Source organism: Arthrobacter sp. U41, assembly GCF_001750145.1.
Classification (GTDB): Bacteria; Actinomycetota; Actinomycetes; order Actinomycetales; family Micrococcaceae; genus Arthrobacter.
In genome coordinates this window covers 4,305,131-4,326,718 of record NZ_CP015732.1, presented here as the reverse complement: position 1 = coordinate 4,326,718, position 21,588 = coordinate 4,305,131, and the positions used below count along the sequence as shown (strand labels likewise).

Here is a 21,588-nt window from a genome sequence, read left to right as displayed (position 1 = left end):
GTGTTACCTTTCGTCCTGCTCAGTGGTTCCCACTGAAGTTCGGTGAACAGTGAAATGTACCGCTTCTATCCGCCGGCCGGAGCGTTCCCGGCGGCGCCTAGTCTGTGTGGGCCGGTGCATTGGCCGTGTTTTGGGCGGGGGCGCCTGCCTAGAAGTCGCCGCCGCCGCCGAAGTCGCCGCCCCAGCCGCCGCCGGAATCGCCGCCCCCGCCGGAATCGCCGCCGCCGCCCCAGCCGCCGCCTCCTCCTCCGCCGTGCAGGATGGAATTGATCAGGATGCCGCCGAGGATGGCCCCGCCCAGGCCGCCGCCTCCGCCGCCGCCGAACATTCCGCCGCGGCCGTAGCCCTGGTTGGCGTAGCCGCCGAAGTGGTCGACGTCGGACTGTGCCAGCTGTGCCGCCTGCGCCGCCAGTGCGTGCGACTGCTGGGCGTACTGCAGGGCGGTGACGGGATCGGTGCGCGAAATGGACATGGCGTAGTCCAGGTTCCGCTGGGCCTCAGCCAGGCGGGTCCGGGCCTCGGTGCCCACCCCGCCGCGGCGGGCGGTGATGTAGTCCGAGGTTGCGCTGATCTGCGCCTGCGCGGACATGATGCTCTGCTGCAGTGAGGCCTGCGCCCGGCGGGCCTGCTCCTGCTGGTCCCGGATGCCCGAGAGGGCCGCATCCAGCGACTGGTGCGCCGTCTCGACCCGTTCCAGGGTGGCGATCGGATCGATTTTGCCGCCCTGGATTTCTGTTTTGACCCGTGCCAGTGAGGCTTCCACCGCGGCGACCGGGCCGGCAAGTTCGGGGTGCGCCCCGGACTGGATCATGGCCCGGGCCTGGGCCAGGTCCTGGGAGGTGTCAACGACGGCGGACTCGAGGCCGCTGCGTGCCTCGTCAAGGTTGCCGGCGACCTTGGTGATGGCGCCGATCAGCACGTTCGTCTGGTGCAGGCTCTCTTCCGCGGCCCGGACGGCGACGGCGGCAAGGCTGCCTTCACCGGCGCTGAGCTTCTCCTGGGCGGTGACGGAGGCGTTCTGCACGAAGGCCAGGCGTTCCTTGGCCTGGTTGATGTTGTCGGCCACCTGCACGAGCGCGCTCTCGGCGTACTTGGCGCGCAGTTCAATGAGCGACTGCTCGGCGCTGGCGATCTTGGCTTCCGCCTCGTCCGCGCCGGCGCTGACCGCGGCAAGCGCCTGCGGGGCATTCTTCTCCAGCTCGCGCAGCGAATCGAAGTCGGCCTTCTGCTCCTGGAGGGAGGCCAGCGCGGCCTCGGAACGGCGGATGATCTCGCCCAGCCAGGCCCGCTGCTGCTCCTCGGTATCGGGGATGTGGTCATCGAGCTGCTGCTGCAGTTTGAAGGACTCGGTCATGTGGCCCTTGGCGTCCTGCAGAGCCTTTGTGAAGTTTCCGACGGCGGCGTCGCCGTACTGTGCCTGCGCGAAGCCAAGCTCCTGCTCACTGGACTTGATGGCGTCGTCCGCCTCGATCAGCAGTGAGCCGCTCTTGCGGCGCAATTCCTCGACGGTGAGCCCGGCCAGCGGATCAAGCTCGGCGCCCTGCGCACTTGTGCCCGAGACCGCTCCCGCGGCGGCCTTCTTCCTCCGGTTGCGGAGGTAAAGGTAAGCGCCCGCTCCGCCTGCCGCAACAACTCCCACGCCGACCAGGACGGCATTGCCGGCGCCGCCCTCTGACGGGACCGTGCCCTTGCCTCCGCCGGCGGCATCACCGATGGCCGCGGCGGCATCAACGGCGGCCTGTGCGTAGTCTCCGTTGCGCAGGTTCGGGTCAACTGCGCTGGTCACGATGGAGTCGCGCTGGGCGTTCGTGATTTTGCTGTTAGTGGGCTTGCTCAACTGGTACTGGCGGGTGTCCGTGGCAACCGACAGCATCATGGCGTTGGGGCCAAGGCTTGCCTTTTCCGCCACTGCGGTGGCCCATTCAACACGGTCGGTGGGGTTCTCGAACTTCTTCACATAGACAACGTGGAACGTCATCGCATGGTCGGTACCGAGCTGCTTGATGGCCTGTTCGACTTCACCCCTCCGGTCGCCCAGGACGCCGGCGGAGTCAACGACCTTCGTGACGGGGTCAAGCGCCACCGGATCTTCGGCGAGGGCCGGAGCGGCCGGAAACGCCAGCAGTCCGGCGACGCCAAGCACAGTGAGGAGACGTTTATAGGTAGAGCGCATGTGCAACCCTTCAGCACTTCTGCGACCAGTTCGGGCCGAACCGGTCGTCACAGAATGCAGCAGCGCCCCCACGCAGATGTAAAGCCGCAGGTCGCTGTGGCGATTCCATTTGATTCTATGGTGCACCCAATTAGCCGTCCACCGGCGGGAATATGCCACCAGCGAAAAGCGCTGCACCGTTGAGATCGAAGCCCGGAGCGGCGCCCCAGGCGTTCAGCAATCTCCCAGCAAACGTGCGCTCTAGTATCAGTGAGATCGTCCATAGTTAAATACAGACGAGGATGAAAGGAAGTCTTATGACTGAGAAGCCAGCGCAGGGCGCGTCACCAGAGAACCGGGAGCCGGCCACGCCGAACGAGGGCACTTCAGGGCACCCGCATGCTGCCCCCGCGCCGGACTCAGCGCACGAGAACCCGACCCTCCGGTTGGGGCCGGACGCGGAGAACGCCCCGCAGCCGGTCTACCCGCAGCACCAGCCGTCCTATGGCCGCCCCGCGGCACCAGAGACGCAGCAGTTCCCCGGGTACGGCCAGCAGGCCGGCAGCAACCGGGCCTACGGCCAGCCGCCGCAAGCGCAGAACCAGCACGGCCAGGCCCCCTACGGCCAGTCGCCGCAAGCGCAGAACCAGCACGGACAGGCCCCCTACGGCCAGCCGCCGCAAGCGCAGAACCAGCACGGCCAGCCCCCCTACGGCCAGCCGCAGCACGGCGGCTATGGCGGCAACCAGCCTGTTTCCCCGTATGCTTCCAACCCTGCCCACGCCCCGAAGCGCAAGGCTGCCTTCGGTGTCCCCACGCTCGTGGCCAGCATCCTCGCCGCCGGCCTGGTTGGCGGCGGCGTGGTCGCCGGGACCACCCAGCTGCTGGGGGACCGGGACACCACGTCCGTGGGGTCCGTTAGCAGCACCCAGGCCGGACCCGTCATCGTGAACAACAAGGATGAGGTGAACGCCATCACCGCAGCGGCGGTGAAGGCCACGCCCAGCGTTGTGACCATCAAGGCAACGAGCGGCAGCGAGGGAGGGACCGGATCCGGCATCATCCTCGACGGTGAGGGACATGTCCTCACCAACACCCACGTCGTCACCCTCGACGGCACCGCGGCGAACGCCTCGATCGAAGTCCGCCTGAGCGACGGCAAGGTATACAGCGCCACGATCGTAGGGACGGATCCGCTGTCCGACCTGGCGGTGGTGAAGATCCAGAACGCCTCCGGGCTGGTCCCGGCAGTCCTGGGCGACTCCGGCAAACTGAACGTCGGCGACACCGCCGTGGCGATCGGCTCGCCCCTGGGGCTCACGGGTACCGTGACCGACGGCATTGTGTCGACCCTGAACCGCACCATCAGCGTTGCCTCCTCGGCAGCTCCCAAGGAAAGCGCGGATGAGCCGCAGGGCGGCGACCAGGGATTCCAGTTCGCCCCGCCGGACGGCGGGCAGGGCCAGAGCACGGCCAACCAGGGCAGCATCTCGATTAACGTCATCCAGACGGACGCCGCCATCAACCCGGGCAACTCGGGCGGCGCCCTGGTCAATACCAAGGGCGAGGTCATCGGCGTGAATGTCGCCATCGCCTCGGCCGGCGGTGACTCCGCGGGCAGCGGCAACATCGGCGTTGGCTTCAGCATCCCGATCAACCACGCCAAGCGCGTCGCGCAGGAGATCATCAGCACCGGCAAGGCCACGCATGGCCAGTTCGGCGTGAGCGTGAAGCAGAAGACCGCGGGTTCCTCGGCGTCCGGATTCTCCATCGGTGCTGAGGTCGCCACCGTGGAGCCAGGCTCCGCTGCCGACCGGGCCGGCGTCAAGGTAGGCGACGTCGTCACGAGGTTCCAGGAGCTCGCCATTACCGATCCCAACCAGCTGACCGCCGCCGTGCGCGAGCAGCCCGCCGGGGCCCAGGTCAAGGTCACCGTCCTCCGTGACGGCAGGGAACAGCAGCTTGACGTGACCCTCGGCGCGGCCGCCGAGCAGTAGGCGGCTCCCGCAGCATTCCCCGGAAGGCCGGGCGGCACCCCCGGGTCCCGTCCGGCCTTCGCCGTGCCCTGCGCCCGCCGTGCCCTGCGCAGCCCTGACACAGGCGTTAACCCAGGCCGCGGCGGCACTGCCCGATATGGTTAGCTAGGAGCACCCGGCACCCCGGGTATTCCGTGGCCACGACCCACCCGATGGCTGTCCACCCGCATGGAAGGCTGCTGTAAACACAGTGGAAGAGACATTGAAAATCATCGTGCTGGTCAAGCACGTCCCTGACGCTCAGTTCGACCGACACCTCACCGGCGAGGGCAGCACATTGGACCGCTCCGAGAGCATCCTGTCCGAACTGGACGAGTACGCCCTCGAAGCCGCCCTCCAGCTGGCCGAGGCCCGCGGCGGGGAAGCAGCCGGAAACAAAGTCATCGCGCTGAGCATGGGACCCGCGGGTGCGCTCAACGCGGTGAAGAAGTCCCTGCAGATCGGCGCCAGCGAAGGCGTCCACCTCAGCGACGACGCCCTGGCCGGTTCCGACGCCGCCGCCACCTCACTGGCACTAGCCGCCGCCATCCGCCACCTCGGCGCGGACACCCCCGCAGACCTCATCATCACCGGCATGGCCTCCACCGACGGCGAGACCTCACTGGTCCCGGCCCAGCTCGCGGAACGCCTGGACCTGCCGCAGGTCACTTTCGCGTCCGCCCTGGAACTCGACGGCGCCCGGCTCACCGCCCGCCGCGACGGCGATGCCCACGCCGACACCGTCGAGGCAACGCTGCCTGCCCTGGTCTCGGTCACGGACCAGATCAACAACCCCCGGTACCCGAATTTCAAGGCCATCATGGCGGCCAAAAAGAAGACCATCACCACGCTGAGCCTTGCCGACATCGGCGTCGACCCGGCGCACGTCGGACGCCCCGGCTCCTGGACCGAAGTCGAATCGGCCGAGGCACGCCCGGCGCGCACCGCCGGCACCATCATCACCGACGAGGGCGACGCCGGCATCAAGCTGGTTGAGTTCCTGGCCGCCCAGAAGCTGCTCTAAGGGGATCCCCGGACATGGCAAAAGTACTGGTATTCATCGACAACCCCGGCCAGGCCCTGAAGAAGGCCAGCCTGGAACTGCTCACCATTGCCCGGTCCCTGGGCGAGCCTGCGGTCGCCTTCAACGGCGAACTGCACGAGGACGTCGCGGAGACCCTGGCCGCCTACGGCGCCCAGGCGCTGTACCGGCCCTCCGCGGCGGACCTCGACGACTACCTGGTCGGCCCCAAGGCCTCCTACCTGGCCGCCGCGGTGCAGACCGCCGCGGCCACCGTCGTCCTGACCGAGAATTCGGCGGAGGCCAGGGAAATCGCGGCGAGACTCGGCATCAAGCTCGGTGCCGGCGTCATCACCGATGTCGTCGCCGTGGACCCGGACGGAACCGCGCACAAGTCGGTGCTGGCCGGTTCCTACACCACCACGGCGAGGGCCACGACGCCGGTCGCGGTCCTGACCGTCAAGTCCAACAGCGTCACCCCGGAACCCGCCGTCACCGGCACGGCGCCGGCAACCGTCACCGTGGAGGTGCCGGAGACTGCCACCGCGGCATCGGCCAGGATCACGGCCCGCAATGACAAGCCCGCCAGCGGCCGACCGGACCTCGCCGAGGCCCGGATCGTGGTGGCCGGGGGCCGCGGCGTCGACGGCAACTTCGGCCCGGTGGAAGATCTCGCCGATGCCCTCGGCGCAGCCATCGGCGCTTCCCGCGCCGCAACGGACGCAGGCTGGATCGGCCACGACGCGCAGATCGGCCAGACCGGCAAGACCGTTTCACCCCAGCTGTACATCTCCGCAGGCATCTCGGGGGCCATCCAGCAAAAGGCCGGCATGCAGACCGCCAAGGTGATCGTCGCCGTGAACAAGGACGCCGAGTCGCCGATCTTCGAGATCGCCGACTTCGGCATCGTGGGGGATCTCTTCCGGGTCCTGCCGCAGGCCACCGAAGAAATCAAGAAGCGCCGGGGCTGATTCCTTGAACACCTCCGCCACACAGGGGCACAGCCCGTCCGATCCAGAGCACCACCGGATCGAGCGGGTGCTTTGTTTCGCCGCCCACCCGGACGACATCGACTTCGGCGCCGCCGGCACGATCGCCGCCTGGACCGCTGCCGGAGTGCAGGTCAGCTACTGCATCATGACCGACGGCGACGCCGGTGGCTTCGACCCCGGGCAGCGCGAGGAGATCGTCCGCCTGCGCAATGAAGAACAAGGCCGTGCCGCCGCCCTCGTCGGGGTCACCGACATCCACTACCTGCATGAGCGCGACGGCTACCTCGAGCCCTCGCACGGAGTGATCCGCGAAGTGGTGAGGCTGATCCGGCAGCTCCGGCCCGACGTCGTGCTCTCCATGCATCCGGAACGGAACTGGACCCGGATCCAGAAGAGCCACCCGGACCATCTGGCGGTGGGGGAGGCGGTAACCCGGGCGGTGTATCCGGCGCTGGAGAACCCGTTTGCCTACCCGGAACTGGCCGAGGCGGGGCTGGAGGCCTACAAACTGCCGTGGCTGTGGCTCTTCGCAGGGCCGGAGGAACGCGAAAACCACTTCGTCGACGTCACGGAACACCTCGAGGGCAAACTGGCCGCGATCCACATCCACGTCAGCCAGCACCCCGACATCGACACCATGGACCGGACCGCCCGCGGCGGGATGCTCCGGACCGCCGAGCGCGGCGGCCTGCCTGCAGGCCGCAGCGCGGAGGCATTCCACGTCGTAACAGTCAACGGCCCCGGGACCATCGCCGGCTTCTAAGGTTGCCCACCGCTGTGCTCTCCCCTAAGCTTGCCTCAGTTTAAATCATATTTATTTGAGGAAGGCAGACTTTAATGGCGAAGACTGCGCAGCACCCCGTGCTGGTCATCATGGGCGTCTCGGGATCAGGAAAGTCAACCGTGGCCGGCCTGCTGGCCGGCCGGCTGGGCTGGGATTTCGCCGAAGGCGATGATCTGCACCCCGAATCCAATGTCGCGAAGATGCACGCCGGCCAGCCCCTGACCGACGAGGACCGCTGGCCCTGGCTGGAGAGCATCGCCGGCTGGATCCGGCGGCACACCGAGTCCGGTACCCCCGGCATCGTGACCTGCTCGGCGCTGAAGAAGCGGTACCGGGACATCCTTCGCGGCGAGGGTGTGGTGTTCGTCTTCCTCGACGGCAGCAGGGACCGGATCTCGGACCGGCTGGCGACCCGGAACGGCCACTTTATGCCCGCCGCCCTGCTCGAGTCGCAGTTCGAGGCGCTCGAAGCGCCCACCGGGGATGAAAATTACATCACCCTGAGCGTCAGCTCGGCACCCCCGGACGAAGCGCAGGAAATCATCGACCGGCTTCAGCTCAACGCCGACGTGCCGTCGACAACCGACCGGCCCTAGACGCGGTCTTCCAACCGGAAAGCCGCGCAGGCATGGAACCTTCTCAAGGTTCCATGCCTGCGCGGCTTTGGTGTTGGACGGGACCAGGAGCGGCCCCTAGGCGCCCAGCGGGGCCTCGGCGACGGTCGGCGTGGTCGGCGACGCCGAGCCGCCGGTGGGTTCCACCGTGATGCCCAGTGCCGCGGCAGTGCTGATGCCCTTGACGACGGCCGGCTTGGACAGCGCTTCGGCGTCCATCAGGCCCTGTGACACCGGGGCCGAGCCGTCCCTGGGGATCAGCCACATCTGGTAGACCTTGCCGGGGGGCGGCGCCGGGACGTCGTTCATCTTGACGACGATCGCGTCCCTGGAGGTCGAGACGGACACGGTGGCCGTTCCTCCGCCGGCGACGCTGACTGTCGCCTGCTGCACGTCGCCGGCCTGCATGACCTGGTTCAGCGGATCGTTCTGGTTTGCCACGTAGGCGCCGACGCCGACTCCGCCCAGGGCGATGATGGCAGCGGCAGCGACGCCGACCAGCCAGTTGCGCATGCCCTGCGGCCGGCGCCGTTCATCCCTGCGCTTGCGGGCAGCGTCGAGGTCGTCGGTGACGGAGTGCTCGGAGGGCTCCCGGACGGGCCGGGCCACCACCGGAGGCACCGCCGGCGGCTCCTGTCCCCGGTGCACGCCGGGCGCCGTAAGGTTCTGGGCGGGCAGGGACGCCATGATCCGGTCCAGCAGGCCCGCCGGCGGATCTTCCTCCGCGGTGAAGCTGGTGGCGAGCGTTTCCCGGGCCTGGCGGACGCGTTCGTCGAAGGCGGCGTGTTCGGCCTGCGGGGCCGAGGCGAGGTAACTTTCGATGGCGGCGCGCTCGGCGTCGTCCACGGCGTTCAGGGCATAGACCTCGGCGAGGTCAGTTGCGCGCCCGGAGGCCAGGTCGGTGGCGATCTCGGCGGCAAAGCCGCCGGGGACGCGGCCGTTGTGCTGTGCGTTCATGTCGGTCATCTCAACTCACCCCCAGACAGGTCTTCAGCCGGATCAGTCCGTCGCGGATGCGGGACTTGATGGTGGGCACCGCAGCATTGAGCCTCTCTGCGACTTCCCGGTAGGTGAGGCCGCCGTAGTAGGCAAGCCGCACGGACTCCTGTTGTGTATCGGTCAGCGTCTCGAGGCAGCGGACCACGGCCTCGGCCTCGAGCCGGCTGCCGACCTCGTCGGAGACGGAGTCATGGTCGATGTCCTGGCTGCTCGCGCCGTATTTCGCTTCCCGGTCCGTGGCGGACTGCGACGAGCGGACCTTGTCCACAGCCCGGCGGTGCGAGATGGTCATCAGCCAGGCGAGCGGGCTGCCGGCGTCGGGATTGAACTTGGCGGCGTTCTGCCAGACCTGGAGGAAGACCTCCTGGGTGGTGTCCTCACTGAGTTCCACGTCGATCAGGACGCGCCGGGCCATGCCGAAGACGCGCCGGGACGTGAGTTCGTAGAACTCTGCGAAGGCCGCCTGGTCGCCGCGGGCGACCTGTTCCAGCAGGGCGCCGAGCCGGCGGTTGACGTCGGCTGGAGTGCCCGGGGGAGCGGCGGCCTCGGGGTTCGGGGCGTTGGGAGTTTCCATCACCTTCAAGCATAAGGTGCCCGCCGCCGAACGCGGGTCAGGCCGGGCTGCTGCCAGGGCCGGGTCTGCGGGAATCCGCCGGGCGGGACGTCTGTCCACCTGCACTGTTCTCACCTGCCGCTCCTCGCTCCTTTCCCCGCTCCCGACGTCCGTTGGTAGAACCGGGCTTCACAAGTGATTCGGCACAGCCGGAGAACCGGATGGGCGGGGCGAAGGAGAAATTGCGGTGTCTACAGCTTGGCGCCTGCGAATCCGTTCTGGCGCCAGGCCTCGTAGACCGCGATCGAGGCGGCATTCGCAAGGTTCAGCGAGCGCAGCGAGGGCAGCATCGGGAGCCGGACCCGGGACGTGACGTGGGGGTCGTGTTTGAGTTCCTCGGGCAGGCCCACGGATTCGCGGCCGAACAGCAGCACGTCCCCGGGCCGGTAACTGATGTCGGTGTAGGACGTTTCGCCGTCGGAGGTGAAGGCAAAGACCCGCTGGGGAGCCAGGGCGGCCCAGGCCGCGTCGAGGTCCTGATGCACGGTCACGACCGCGAGGTCATGGTAGTCCAGGCCGGCCCGGCGCAGCTTGGCGTCGGAGAAATCGAAGCCCAGGGGTTCGACCAGGTGCAGCTCGGCGCCGGTGATGGCAGCCAGCCGGATGGCGTTGCCCGTATTGCCGGGGATTTCGGGGGTGTGGAAGAGGATGCGGAACACTGCTCCATCCTAGCGAGCCTGCTAGTGCATCCCGCGCAGCAGGCGGGCCAGGACGGGAACGATCACCGTGTTGGGGGCCGGGCCGGAGCTCAGGAATTGCCTGAGACCGCGTGCCAGGCCGGCGGCATTGACCACCTGCACGGTCTCGTGCGCGCCGGAGCGGCGGTGCCGGTCAATGACCGGCTCGTGCAGGTTTCCGTCCGTGCTGTGGACCACGGTCCAGCCGGTGACGTTGAGTTCCGGGAAGATGTCCTGCATCCGGCGCACCACGTGGGCCAGCTGGGGCGGAGCGATTGACCGGCCGCCGTGCGTTAGCGCGGTGCCGTTCCAGGCGTAGGCGCCGGGCGGCAGCAGCATCGAGCCGATGATCGCCATGCGGTAGCCGGAGAGCACCACATGGTCGATGTGGCTGTTGTCCGCCGGGGACTGCAGCCCGTTAATGAGCCGCGCGGCGGGGATGCCGGGGAGAATCTGCCGGCTGATGAGCTGAACCGTCCGCATTTCCCGCTGGATCCTGGCCTCCGCCCCGAAGATTCCCCGCTTGCGCGGAAGGCCATGGACCTGCTGGCTGGCCAGGTCCTCCGGGATCAGCGGTACCTCCCCGGTCAGGGCGTACTGCTCGAAGGGCGGGACGTAGACCGGGGCGTCGGCCGCGGTATTCCGGGGCGAGTTGGGGCGCCGGACGTTGGCGGAGGCACGGCTGCCGGCCGCCGGGGCATCAAAGTGGGCCCCTTCATCGGCGGGCGGACCGTCGAATCCGCCGCGGCCGCTGCCGTAGGACCGGTCGTAGTCCGCGCGGCTCTTGGCGTCGATCAGCGTCTCGTAGGCGAGCGTGACGCGCCGGAAAGCAGCCGGGTCGCCGCCGTGGTCGGGGTGTGCGGTGCGGGCGGCCTTGCGGTAGGCCACCTTGATTTCCTTGTCCGTCGCCGTCACAGGGATCCGGAGGACCTGGTAATGCGAGCTGTTGCCCTGCGTCAAGCAAGAATCCTTTGCGTTGAGGGTGCCAGCCCATCCTGGACGTCCGGCCCGGCCAGTTTAACCGGCTAGGGGAACAACGAGCGCACCGGCACGGATGGTTCCCGCTGGCTGGCATAATTCAGCGCATGATTATTGCCGTCGCCGTCAACCCGGGGGCCTCCTTCGGCCGCGGACGGCACGCCGGCAGGCAGGCCGCGGACTTGTTCCGCGCGGCCGGAGCCCGCATCATCCTCCTCCGCGAGGAGAGCTATGACGCGCTGGCGCACGCAGTGGACAAGGCGCTGGCATCCGGGGTGGACGCCCTTGTGGTGGTCGGCGGTGACGGAATGGTCCACCTCGGCGTCAATGCGCTCGCCGCATCGGGCCCGCCGTTCGGTGACATCCCGCTGGGCATTGTTCCGACCGGCACCGGAAACGACGTCGCGCGTGCGCTCGGTGTGCCGGCGCATGACATTCCCGGCGCCTGTGCAGGGGTGCTCGCGGCCCTGGCCGACGGCGGGAGGCTGATCGACGCCGGCCGCGTCTCATCCGCCGGGACGTCCCGCTGGTTTGCCGGTGTGGTGTCCGCCGGATTCGACGCGGCTGTCAATGAACGGGCCAACGCCTGGCTGTGGCCCCGGGGCCGGGCCCGCTACCACCTTGCCATGCTCCGCGAACTGGCCTCGTTCCGGCCGATCAACTACACCGTGACGGCCGACGGCGGGAGCTGGCGGCAGAGCGCGATGCTGATTTCCGTCGCCAACGGCCAGTCGATCGGCGGAGGCATGAAGGTCACGCCCGACGCCGTCCTCGACGACGGCTACTTGGACCTTTTCATTGTCGGCCCGCTCTCCCGGGTGGGCCTGCTGAAGGTTTTTCCGAAGGTCTTTTCCGGCGGCCACCTGGGGCATCCGGCCGTGCACATCCGGCGGGTCCGCAAAGTCGAGCTGTTGGCGGACAAGGTGGTGGCCTATGCCGACGGCGAGCGGATCGGCCCGCTCCCACTCACCATCGAGGTGGTTCCCGGGGCGGTCCGCGTACTTGTCCGGCCCGCGGCCCGGCAGGGGGCTGGCAGCCGGGGGTAGGAACAGCCGGGAGGTTGGAGCATGACGGACCCCGCCAACGTTTTCGCAGCGAGAGCCTAGAATCGTGCGGAGGCTCGGGCGGTAACGCGGAACCGGGATGGCGAATTGGGGCGGAGCGGGCATGGGAAGCAAACGGGCAGCCAGGGCCAAAGCCAGGGCTAAGGCCAAGGCATCAGCGGGCCTTTGCCGCCGCGCCCGCGCGTCGCAGCAGGGGTGTCGCGCGGTCCTGGCGCTCGCCGTGGCGGCCATTCTGGCCGGCTGCAGCGTCGGAATCCCGGACCCCTCCGCGCCCACAGCAGCACCGGCAACTCCGGCCCTCGCCACCCCGACCGTCACGCCGGGGCACGACGCCGCGGCCGTCGCGGCACAGGACATGCCCTTCGCCGCCGGCGATACCCTGGCGGCCGGCGTGCCCGTCCAGCTCTCCGACGGCCTCCGCGAGGCCCCGGGATGGAAGCCGGGTAAACAGAACGTGGCCGGCGCCGGCGAATACCTCAAGGCCGACGGCTGCACGGTCTGGGCCAAAGTACGGTCGAACCAGGGCCCGCTCGCTGTCCGCGGGGATGACAACGCCTCCACCGCGGCGCTCTTCCAGTACCTGGATCCCAGCATCCTGCCCTCGTACCTCACGACGGGCACCCTGCGCTGGGGCGGCGACGCGGACAAGCCCGCCCCGCGTGTGGAGGTGCTCGTGCTCGAGGGCGGAGCTCCTGCGGGCGTGCGGGCAACCGCCGCCTACGCCCGGATGTTCAGCAGGGCGGGCTCCTCCGTCTTCATCTCCCTCTCGTGCCCGGACGCTGCCACCCTCGCGGCCGCGCGGGCCGACGTCGCCGACCGACTCGCCGTTGTTCCGCCGTCGAGCTGAGACCACCACTGAACCCGCTGTTAAGCAATTAATCTTGTTTTTAGAGCTACGCTGACTCTATGATGCGAGCGCCATGGCACCGCAGGATCGCGGCAGTCGCCTCCCTGGGGGATGAAAACCGCCGGAAACTGTTCGATTTCGTCGCCGCGGCCGGATGCGCCGTCAGCCGCGACGACGCCGCCGGGGCGCTCGGTCTGCCCAGGAGCACGGTGTCCTTCCAGCTGGACCGGCTGGTGCAGGACGGGCTGTTGAGCGTGGAATTCCGGAAACTTGGCGGCAGGAGCGGACCGGGTTCGGGCCGCCCGGCCAAGCTGTACCTCGCCGCCGTCCGGGAGGTCGCCGCGTCAGTGCCGGACCGCAACTACGACCTGGCCGCCGAGTTGCTGGTCTCGGCGATCGAGGAATCAACGGCCGGCGGCGGTTCCGCCCGCGACGCCCTGATACGAACTGCTAATGCGCGCGGGCAGGCGGCGGCACGGGCCGCGGGCGAGGCGGCGCAGGCGGATGCCCGGGCGACAGCTGCCGGCGCCAGGTTCGCGGAGTTCCTCGCAGCGGAGGGCTACCGTCCGGAGACCGACACCGAGGGCGGCCTGGTGCTGCTGAACTGTCCGTTCCATCGGATCGCCGGAGGCCACACCGATGTCGTCTGCGCCATGAACGGCGCCTTCCTGGCCGGCGCCGCGGAAGGGACCGGCATCGATCCAGGCCGGGTCCAGGCTCTCGCCATCGAGGAGCTCCGCGCGCAGGGAGCCGCGCGGCCGGCGCAGTGCTGCGCCCGGATCAGGCCGGTCGGGCAACCCCGGCCCGACGTTCCCCAGGATCCCGGATAAAGGGTCCCGGGCTCAGGAGCCCAGGGTTGAGGCGGCACGCACCGGCGGCTTGGCGCGGACTTTCATCCCGGTCAGCAACACGCCGGCAATCACCATCACGCCGCCCACGATCTGGACGAGCGTGAGCGGCGTCCCCAGGGTCACCGTAATGAGGGCCGTGAAGACCACAATCAGATTGAGATAGTTACCGGCGGTTCCCGGCGGGGTGGTTTTCAGGGCCAGATTCCAGAACAGGTAGGCGCCAAGGGAGGGGAACACCACGATGTACGCGAGCGACCACCCCTCCGCCGGGGTCGCCGGAAGCCGCACATTCAGGGCGAGGGCGAACGGGGCCAGCGTGACGGACGCAATCGCCACCTGAACGGCGGTGGCCGAAATGACCGGGACATCCAGCCTGCGGGCAATGATCGTGTAACAGCCCCAGACAATGACCGCGCCGACCATCATGAGTTCACCGGTATTGATCGACAGGCCGAAAACCCGCTGCAGCTCGCCCCGGCTCAACACCAGCAGCACGCCAAGCAGGCCGAGGCAGATGCCGAGCCAGCCCAGGCGGGTGGTCCGCTCACCGAGCAGGACGATGGCCAGCACCACAATCAGGGCCGGGTTGGCTGCCGTGATCAGGGCGGCGTTCACGGCGGAAGTGAGGCCCAGCGCCCCGTACAGCAGGAGCGTGTAGCCGCTCATGCCCAGCACACTCAGGAGCAGGAGCACCGGCCAGCGGCGCAGGACCGCGCGCCAGTCCGGCATCTCCACGAAGTGGGCCAGCAGCAGGAGCGGGACGGCGGCGAAGGTCCAGCGCCAGAACGTCAGGTCCAGCGGGGACATTGAGGCGACGGCGGCCTGGCCGACAACGAAATTTCCGGACCAGAAAAGGGTGGCCAGGACCAGGTAGAGGGACGCTTTCACCGCTCGAATCTACACCAGTGCCGCGGCAGGACCGCGGGTAGAATTAGCCTGTGCCCGTATACCTTGACCATGCCGCAACCACGACCCTCGCCCCGGAGGCCCTGGCCGCGCTGACCCGCGAACTGGCCCGGACCGGCAACCCCTCCTCGCTGCACGGCTCGGGCCGCAGCGCCCGGCGCGCCGTCGAGGACGCCCGCGAGGCGCTGGCGGCAGCGGCCGGCGCGCACCCCTCCGAGGTCATCTTCACCTCCGGCGGGACCGAAGCTGACAACCTCGCCGTCAAGGGCCTGTACTGGGCCCGGCGTGCCGGGGACCCGGCCCGCACGCGCGTCCTGTGTTCCGCCGTCGAGCACCACGCCGTGCTGGACACCGTCGAATGGCTCGAGCGGCACGAGGGGGCTGAGGTCTGCTGGCTGCCGGTGGGCGCCGACGGCGTCGTTGACTTGGCGGCGCTGGAAGCTGAGCTCTCCCGGGACCCGGCGTCGATCGCGCTGGTCACGGTGATGTGGGCCAACAATGAGGTCGGCAGCATCCAGCCCGTTGCGGAGATCGTCGAACTGGCGCACCGGGCCGGCGTTCCCGTCCATTCCGACGCCGTCCAGGCGTTTGGCTCGGTGCCGGTGGATTTCCGCGCCAGCGGACTGGATGCGATGTCCATCTCCGGGCACAAGATCGGGGGCCCGGTGGGCGTCGGGGCCCTTCTGCTGGGCCGCGCCGTGAAACTGACCCCGGTCCAGCACGGCGGGGGACAGGAACGCGATGTCCGCTCCGGAACCCTGGACACCGCGTCCATTGCTGCCTTTGCCGCGGCGGCCGAAACCGTTGCAGCCAAACTTCCGGAGGAAACCGCCCGCATCTCCGCGCTCCGGGACCGGCTGATCGACGGCGTCCTGGCTGCCGTGCCCGACGCCGTGCTCCGCGGGGCTGCAGGCGCCGGACGGCTCCCGGGCAATGCGCATTTCACCTTTCCGGGCTGCGAGGGCGATTCGCTGCTTTTCCTGCTGGATCTTGCGGGGGTGGAATCCTCCACCGGTTCGGCCTGCACGGCGGGAGTTCCCCGGCCGTCCCATGTGCTGCTGGCCATGGGACTGGACGAGGACACCGCCCGGGGCGCCCAGCGGTTCAGCCTGGGTCATACCTCCACCGGCGCCGACGTCGATGCGCTCCTTGCTGTCCTGCCCGCCGCGTACGCCCGCGCACGGCAGGCCGGCATGGCCGGGCACGAGTCCACCATCCAGACCGCCGCAACGGTTGCCCGCCAATCCGCCGGCGCGGGCCAGGACGCCGGCAACAGCAGCTACGCGGCGGGCAGGAGCTGATCCAGCGGGAGCTCCGGATCGGCGAGGGCATGAGGGTCCACTGCCGCTTTCGCCGTGATGAGTTCCTTGATGAACTTTTGGGGCTTGCCGGCGGCCGGCCAGTTCACGCTCATTCCCGCGACCACCCGGCCGTCGCGCTGCCAGAAGGCGAGGAATTCCTTTCCGCCGAGCGAGCCGCGGATCGTGGGCGGCTCCCCGGCGAGGGTCGGGAAGCCGGAGTACTCCATGCTGACGTCGAACTGGTCAGTGTAGAAGTAGGGAACCCTGTCCAGCGCCGCGTCAAGGCCGAGCATCGCCTTGGCCGCCACCTTGCCGCCGTTGAGGGCATTGGACCAGTGCTCGCTTCGGTGGTGCTCGCCGGTAAAGGGATGCAGGGCGTTGGCGACGTCCCCGGCCGCGCAGATTCCGGGAGCTGAGGTCCGCAACGAGGCATCCGTGAGGATGCCGTTCCGCAGTTCGATGCCCGCCGCTTCCGCCAGCGACACCTCAGGGACCACCCCCACGGCGATGATCACGAGATCCGCGGGCAGGATCTCCCCGGAATCCGTTTCCACGCCGGTCACCCGGCCGGAGCGCCCCCTGATCCCGGCAGCCGAGGCCGGGAGCCGGAACCGGACGCCGTGTGACTCGTGCAGCGCACGGAAGAAGCCGCCCAGCTCGGGCCCGACCGCAGCGGCCAGCGGCACCTCCTCCAGGCCCAGAAGGGTGACGGAGTTGCCATAGGCGCTCGCCGCCGCGGCCAACTCCATCCCGATCCAGCCTGAGCCGATCATCACGACATTCCGGCCGCCGCCGGCCAGGCCGGCGCGAAGCAACCGGCTGTCGTCCACCGTGCGGAAAGTGCCGACACCCTCCAGGTCGGCACCGGGCAGCGGAAGCTGCCGGGGACGTGCCCCGGTCGCCAGCAGCAGCGAGGCATAGTCCAGCCTCCGGACGTCACCGATAGTGACCGTGCGGGCACCCGGATCAATCCCCGTGACCACGGCGCCCAGCCGCAGTTCGACGCCGTTTTCCGCGTACCAGTCAACAGGAACCACGGGGAGTGCGCCCTCGTCGGCTTTGCCCAGCAGGTATTCCTTGGACAGCGGCGGCCGCAGGTACGGATGGTGCCGCTCCGCTGCCAGCAGGATCACCGGCCCGGCGTGCCCTTGCGCCCGGAGGGTTTTGGCGGCGGTGGCGCCGGCGAGTCCGCCGCCCACGATCACGATGTTTCCGGCGGCCATGATGCGCTCGATTCCTGCGGCCGCCGGCGCAACCCGGGGCCGCGTCTCAGCGGAATGAATCTATAACTATTCATTTTGACTTTAGAAGCGCCCGGAGGGACCGTCAAGGTCTTTTTGGGCGTGGAATCGGCGTGGCGATAGAATAGTGCGGCAGGCATTGTGCTAACTCTGCGGCCAGCAGCCGCCGGTGCCGGCGCCCACCCCGATCCCAACGAAAGTCAGTATGCGAGTTCTTGCAGCCATGAGCGGCGGCGTCGATTCCGCCGTTGCCGCAGCCCGCGCCGTCGAGGCGGGACACGACGTCGTCGGAGTCCACCTCGCGCTGTCCCGGATGCCCGGAACCCTGCGCACCGGCAGCCGCGGCTGCTGCACCATCGAGGACTCCCGCGACGCCTGGCGGGCCTGCGACGTGCTCGGAATTCCCTATTACGTGTGGGACTTCTCGGAGCGTTTCAAGGAGGACGTGGTCCAGGACTTCATCGACGAATACGCCGCGGGACGCACCCCCAACCCCTGCATGCGCTGCAACGAACGGATCAAGTTCGCCGCGCTGCTGGAGAAGGCGATCGCCCTCGGGTTCGACGCCGTCTGCACCGGCCATTACGCCAAGGTGATCAACGACGCCGAGGGCAACCCCGAACTGCACCGCGCCGCGGACTGGGCCAAGGACCAGAGCTACGTACTTGGCGTACTGACGCACGAGCAGTTGAAGCACTCGATGTTCCCGCTCGCGGACACGCCGTCCAAGGCCGAGGTCCGCGCGGAGGCCGAACGCCGCGGACTCTCCGTGGCCAAAAAGCCGGACAGCCATGACATCTGCTTCATCCCTGACGGTGACACGGCCGGCTGGCTGGCCGAGAAAATCGAGATGACCACCGGCGACATCGTGGACGAGTCCGGTACGAAGGTCGGCCAGCACCCCGGGGCGAATGCGTTCACGGTGGGCCAGCGGCGCGGACTGAAGCTGGGCACCCCGGCCGCCGACGGCAAGCCGCGCTTCGTGCTGGAAATCCGGCCGAAGGAAAACAAGGTCGTGGTGGGGCCGGAGGCGCTCCTGGCCATCGACGAGATCCGCGGCATCAAGGTCTCCTGGGCCGGGCTGCCGATCGCCGAGGTGCACACCGGCGAGGAATTCGACTGCCACGCCCAGGTCCGCGCGCACGGTGACCCCGTGCCCGCCCGGGCGCACCTGGAACGCACCCAGGCAGGTGACGGCGGCAGTGCCGGCGGCGCCTCCGGGCACGGCAACCTCGTCGTGACCCTGACGGAGCCGCTTCGCGGAGTGGCCCCCGGCCAGACCGTGGTGCTTTACCAGGGAAGCCGTGTGCTGGGCCAGGCCACCATCGACGCGGCGCGTTCGCTGCAGCGGGCAGCACTCTAGGCAGCCGGCCGCCGGAGGCCTCCGGCGCCGAGGAAAGCCGCACACCTTTGGTGTGCGGCTTTTTCCTTTCGCCGCGAGCCCCGCGCCCGCGCTCCGGGCCGCCCTGTACCCCTGCGGAATTCAGGCGTGATTGCTGAAGAAAATGATGAGTTCTGCCGGTTCGTGTAAATTTTGTGTCTCATCTCACAAGATGTAACGATTCACCTGTTGGTCGTCTGGTTGAATCTAGCCATCAGGACAGTGTGTCGCCCCGGTTCGTCTCGTGTTCGCCGGGGCCTGCGCACTAGTACTCATCGAACAGAAAGTTCACAGATGGCAATGAACAAAAAGGCCCTGCAGAGCGCGATCGCGCTCGCCGGGGTATCCGCCTTCGCACTGACCGCCTGCACCGGCCCCTCCGGCGGCGGAACGGCGACCGGCAGCGCGGCCGGCGGAGGCACCATTACCTACGGTACGACCGACAAGGTCGTCACCCTCGACCCCGCCGGCTCCTACGACGCCGGCTCCTTTATGGTGATGAACCAGATCTACCCGTTCCTGCTCAACTCAAAGCCGGGCACCGCGGACTCCACTCCCGATATTGCCGAGTCGGCCTCCTTCACCAGCCCCACCGAGTACACAGTCAAGCTCAAGCCCGGCCTGAAGTTCGCCAACGGCCACGCACTGACGTCCTCGGACGTGAAGTTCTCGATCGACCGCGTCGTCAGCATCGCCGACGACAACGGCCCGGCCTCCCTCCTCGGCAACCTGGATTCGGTCACCGTCAAGGACGACTCCACCGTGGTCTTCACGCTCAAGGCCGGCAACGACCAGGTGTTCCCGGGCGTCCTCGCAGCCAACGCGGGCCCGATCATCGACGAAGAGGTCTTCCCGGCGGACAAGCTGATGACCGACGACGACATCGTCAAGGGCAAGCCGTTCGCCGGTCCCTACACGATCGAGAGCTACAAGAAGAACGAACTCGTCGGCCTCAAGGTCAACCCGGATTACCAGGGCCTGCTGGGCAAGCCGGCCAACGGCGGCGCCACGATCAAGTACTACGCCGATTCGAACAACCTCAAGCTGGACGTCCAGCAGGGCAACATCGACGTTGCCGGCCGCAGCCTGACCGCGACCGACGCCGCTGACCTCGAAAAAGATTCCAAGGTCAAGGTCTACAAGGGCCCGGGTGGCGAGCTGCGCTACGTCGTGTTCAACTTCGACACCATGCCGTTCGGCGCCAAAGCCGCCGACGCCGATCCCGCCAAGGCTCTTGCCGTCCGGCAGGCGATGGCACACATCGTCGACCGCGACGCGATCGCCAGCCAGGTCTACAAGGGCACCTACCTGCCGGCCTACTCCGTAGTTCCCGACGGCTTCGTCGGCGCCATCCAGCCGCTCAAGGAAATGTACGGCGACGGCAGCGGCAAACCCAGCCTCGACAAGGCCAAGAAGGCCTTCGAAGACGCGGGCGTCACCGCCCCGGTCACCATCAAGCTTCAGTACAACCCGGACCACTACGGCAAGTCCTCGGGCGACGAGTACGCCATGATCAAGGAGCAGCTGGAGAAGTCGGGCCTCTTCAAGGTCGAACTGCAGTCCACCGAGTGGGTCACCTACTCCAAGGACCGCACGGCGGATGCCTACCCGGTCTACCAGCTCGGCTGGTTCCCGGATTACTCCGACGCCGACAACTACCTCACGCCGTTCTTCGTTCCCGGCAACTTCCTGAAGAACCACTACGAAAACCCCGCAGTCACGGAGCTGATCAGCAAGCAGCTCACGACCGTCGACAAGGCTGAGCGTGAAAAGGTGCTCGGTGAGGCCCAGACCGCCGTCGCCAAGGACCTGTCCACGCTGCCGCTGCTGCAGGGCGCCCAGCTTATGGTCGCCGGCAAGGACATCAAGGGTGTCGACCAGACCCTGGATGCGTCCTTCAAGACCCGCCTTGGTGTCATCTCCAAGTAGGTCCCATTCCCCATCCGGTTCTGACCAGCCAAAGAGGCGGGGCGCCCACACGGCGTCCCGCCTCTGGTGCTGAGACAGAACAACAGATTCCGGAGCTCACGAGGCCCCCGGAACACACATTTAGGTACCAATGACAACACTCATCGAGGCGCCGCCGACCGACGGCGAAGGCCTTCTGCCGACAAAAAAGAAATCGACCGGTGGGGGACTGGGCCGATACATCCTGATCAGGTTCTTCCTGATTTTCCCGACGATCCTCATCCTGGTCACCATGGTGTTCTTCCTGATGCGGACCACCGGCGATCCCATTACCGCTGCCCTGGGCGGCCGGCTACCGCCCGAACAGCTCCAGGAGCGGATTACCGCCGCCGGCTACGACCGGCCCATTTTTGTGCAGTACTTCGAGTACCTGGCCCAGCTCATCACCGGCAACTTCGGCACCACCCTGTCCGACAACCGCCCGGTCTCGGAGATGCTCGCCACCTATGGAGCGGCCACCCTGGAGCTGACCATCAACGCCCTCCTGGTCGCCCTGGTCGTCGGGATTCCGCTGGGTCTGCTCGCCGCGCACCGGCGCGACAAGGGCCCGGATGCGGGGCTGCGGGTCTTCGCGATCCTCTGCTACGCCACGCCGGTCTTCTTCTCCGGGCTGCTGTTCAAGCTCACCTTCTCCGTCTGGCTGGGCTGGCTCCCGGTTGCCGGACGGGCAACGCCAGGCAATGAACTTGCCCTGACCTCGCTCGGGGCGCCGACGGGCATTTACTGGCTGGATGCGGTCCGCAGCGGCAACATGGACGCGCTTGGCGACGTCATGGCGCACGCTGTGCTGCCTGCCCTCGCCCTCGGCCTGCTGACGGCCGGCATCTTCCTGCGCCTGGTCCGGACCAACGTGATCGGCACGCTCGGCAAGGACTATGTCGAGGCCGGCCGCTCACGGGGCGTCAGCGAATACCGCCTCGTCACCAAGCACGCCTACAAGCCGGCGCTCATTCCCATCATCACCGTGATGGGACTCCAGATCGCCGTGCTGCTGGGCGGCGCTGTGCTGACCGAAACCACCTTCGAATGGAAGGGCCTCGGCTTCCAGCTCGCGACCTACCTGACGGCCCGCGACTTCGTAGCTGTCCAGGGCATCGTGGTCCTGCTCGCAGTGATCGTGGCCGTGACCAACTTCTTCGTGGACATTGTTGCCGCGCTGATCGACCCCCGCGTGAGGTACTGAG

At 68.2% G+C, this 21,588-nt stretch carries 19 protein-coding genes; 12 read left to right on the top strand and 7 right to left on the bottom strand.

The window, feature by feature from the left end; translation table 11 throughout:
• Positions 1-148 precede the first annotated feature (148 nt).
• The gene (locus tag ASPU41_RS19665; protein WP_197515716.1) at positions 149-2,173 is read right to left on the bottom strand and encodes a TPM domain-containing protein; all 2,025 of its coding nucleotides are present in this window, start codon (positions 2,171-2,173) and stop codon (positions 149-151) included.
• A 296-nt stretch (positions 2,174-2,469) separates the two neighbouring features.
• Between ASPU41_RS19665 and ASPU41_RS19660 the strand changes: the two genes are divergently transcribed.
• The 5 genes from ASPU41_RS19660 to ASPU41_RS19640 all read left to right on the top strand — a co-directional run bounded on the left by ASPU41_RS19660 (position 2,470) and on the right by ASPU41_RS19640 (position 7,560).
• Complete coding sequence (locus ASPU41_RS19660) at positions 2,470-4,149, top strand: S1C family serine protease (RefSeq protein WP_069952336.1); 1,680 nt, start codon at positions 2,470-2,472, stop codon at positions 4,147-4,149.
• 229 nt (positions 4,150-4,378) lie between these two features.
• Positions 4,379-5,191: an electron transfer flavoprotein subunit beta/FixA family protein gene (locus ASPU41_RS19655; protein WP_442856219.1), complete on the top strand. Its 813-nt coding sequence runs from the start codon at positions 4,379-4,381 to the stop codon at positions 5,189-5,191.
• A gap of 14 nt (positions 5,192-5,205) precedes the next feature.
• Positions 5,206-6,159, top strand: coding sequence for an electron transfer flavoprotein subunit alpha/FixB family protein (locus tag ASPU41_RS19650; protein ID WP_069952334.1), 954 nt, complete (start codon positions 5,206-5,208; stop codon positions 6,157-6,159).
• A gap of 4 nt (positions 6,160-6,163) precedes the next feature.
• The gene (locus tag ASPU41_RS19645; protein ID WP_069952333.1) at positions 6,164-6,943 is read left to right on the top strand and encodes a PIG-L deacetylase family protein; all 780 of its coding nucleotides are present in this window, start codon (positions 6,164-6,166) and stop codon (positions 6,941-6,943) included.
• Between the two features lie 74 nt (positions 6,944-7,017).
• Entirely contained in the window at positions 7,018-7,560 is a 543-nt protein-coding gene (locus tag ASPU41_RS19640; protein ID WP_069952332.1) for a gluconokinase, read from the top strand.
• Positions 7,561-7,656: 96 nt separating this feature from the next.
• Here ASPU41_RS19640 and ASPU41_RS19635 read toward each other — a convergent pair whose 3' ends face one another.
• The 4 genes from ASPU41_RS19635 to ASPU41_RS19620 form a co-directional block, all read right to left on the bottom strand.
• A complete protein-coding gene (locus tag ASPU41_RS19635) occupies positions 7,657-8,544 on the bottom strand; it encodes an anti-sigma factor (RefSeq protein ID WP_069952331.1) in 888 nt (295 codons plus the stop codon).
• Position 8,545: 1 nt separating this feature from the next.
• Positions 8,546-9,151, bottom strand: coding sequence for an ECF RNA polymerase sigma factor SigK (sigK, locus tag ASPU41_RS19630; RefSeq protein ID WP_069952330.1), 606 nt, complete (start codon positions 9,149-9,151; stop codon positions 8,546-8,548).
• A gap of 230 nt (positions 9,152-9,381) precedes the next feature.
• Positions 9,382-9,849 carry a tRNA (cytidine(34)-2'-O)-methyltransferase gene (locus ASPU41_RS19625; protein ID WP_069952329.1) on the bottom strand — a complete coding sequence of 156 codons (468 nt, stop codon included), beginning with the start codon at positions 9,847-9,849 and terminating at the stop codon, positions 9,382-9,384.
• Between the two features lie 21 nt (positions 9,850-9,870).
• Positions 9,871-10,827: a J domain-containing protein gene (locus tag ASPU41_RS19620; protein WP_069952328.1), complete on the bottom strand. Its 957-nt coding sequence runs from the start codon at positions 10,825-10,827 to the stop codon at positions 9,871-9,873.
• 125 nt (positions 10,828-10,952) lie between these two features.
• Between ASPU41_RS19620 and ASPU41_RS19615 the strand changes: the two genes are divergently transcribed.
• From ASPU41_RS19615 to ASPU41_RS19605, 3 genes are all read left to right on the top strand, one after another.
• The gene (locus ASPU41_RS19615) at positions 10,953-11,891 is read left to right on the top strand and encodes a diacylglycerol/lipid kinase family protein (protein ID WP_069952327.1); all 939 of its coding nucleotides are present in this window, start codon (positions 10,953-10,955) and stop codon (positions 11,889-11,891) included.
• 121 nt (positions 11,892-12,012) lie between these two features.
• On the top strand, positions 12,013-12,756 hold the full coding sequence (locus ASPU41_RS19610) for a hypothetical protein (RefSeq protein WP_231941119.1): 744 nt from the start codon (positions 12,013-12,015) through the stop codon (positions 12,754-12,756).
• 59 nt (positions 12,757-12,815) lie between these two features.
• Positions 12,816-13,586 (top strand): transcriptional regulator, encoded by a 771-nt coding sequence (locus tag ASPU41_RS19605; RefSeq protein WP_069952326.1) that lies wholly within the window; start codon positions 12,816-12,818, stop codon positions 13,584-13,586.
• Positions 13,587-13,598: 12 nt separating this feature from the next.
• On the opposite strand, the gene ASPU41_RS19600 is transcribed toward ASPU41_RS19605, so the two are convergent.
• On the bottom strand, positions 13,599-14,495 hold the full coding sequence (locus tag ASPU41_RS19600) for a DMT family transporter (RefSeq protein WP_069952325.1): 897 nt from the start codon (positions 14,493-14,495) through the stop codon (positions 13,599-13,601).
• Between the two features lie 50 nt (positions 14,496-14,545).
• Here ASPU41_RS19600 and ASPU41_RS19595 point away from each other — a divergent pair, with 50 nt between their 5' ends.
• The gene (locus tag ASPU41_RS19595; protein ID WP_069952324.1) at positions 14,546-15,814 is read left to right on the top strand and encodes a cysteine desulfurase family protein; all 1,269 of its coding nucleotides are present in this window, start codon (positions 14,546-14,548) and stop codon (positions 15,812-15,814) included.
• Here the strand turns inward: ASPU41_RS19595 and ASPU41_RS19590 are convergent.
• The gene (locus tag ASPU41_RS19590) at positions 15,793-17,037 is read right to left on the bottom strand and encodes an NAD(P)/FAD-dependent oxidoreductase (RefSeq protein WP_069952323.1); all 1,245 of its coding nucleotides are present in this window, start codon (positions 17,035-17,037) and stop codon (positions 15,793-15,795) included. The two genes, ASPU41_RS19595 and ASPU41_RS19590, sit on opposite strands and share 22 nt — an antisense overlap.
• A 223-nt stretch (positions 17,038-17,260) precedes the next feature.
• On the opposite strand from ASPU41_RS19590, the gene mnmA reads away from it, so the two are divergent.
• The 3 genes from mnmA (at position 17,261) to ASPU41_RS19575 (ending at position 21,587) form a co-directional block, all read left to right on the top strand.
• Positions 17,261-18,418 carry a tRNA 2-thiouridine(34) synthase MnmA gene (mnmA, locus tag ASPU41_RS19585; RefSeq protein ID WP_083266635.1) on the top strand — a complete coding sequence of 386 codons (1,158 nt, stop codon included), beginning with the start codon at positions 17,261-17,263 and terminating at the stop codon, positions 18,416-18,418.
• A gap of 312 nt (positions 18,419-18,730) precedes the next feature.
• The gene (locus ASPU41_RS19580) at positions 18,731-20,365 is read left to right on the top strand and encodes an ABC transporter substrate-binding protein (RefSeq protein ID WP_069952321.1); all 1,635 of its coding nucleotides are present in this window, start codon (positions 18,731-18,733) and stop codon (positions 20,363-20,365) included.
• A gap of 130 nt (positions 20,366-20,495) precedes the next feature.
• Entirely contained in the window at positions 20,496-21,587 is a 1,092-nt protein-coding gene (locus ASPU41_RS19575; protein ID WP_069952320.1) for an ABC transporter permease, read from the top strand.
• Position 21,588: the final 1 nt, after the last annotated feature.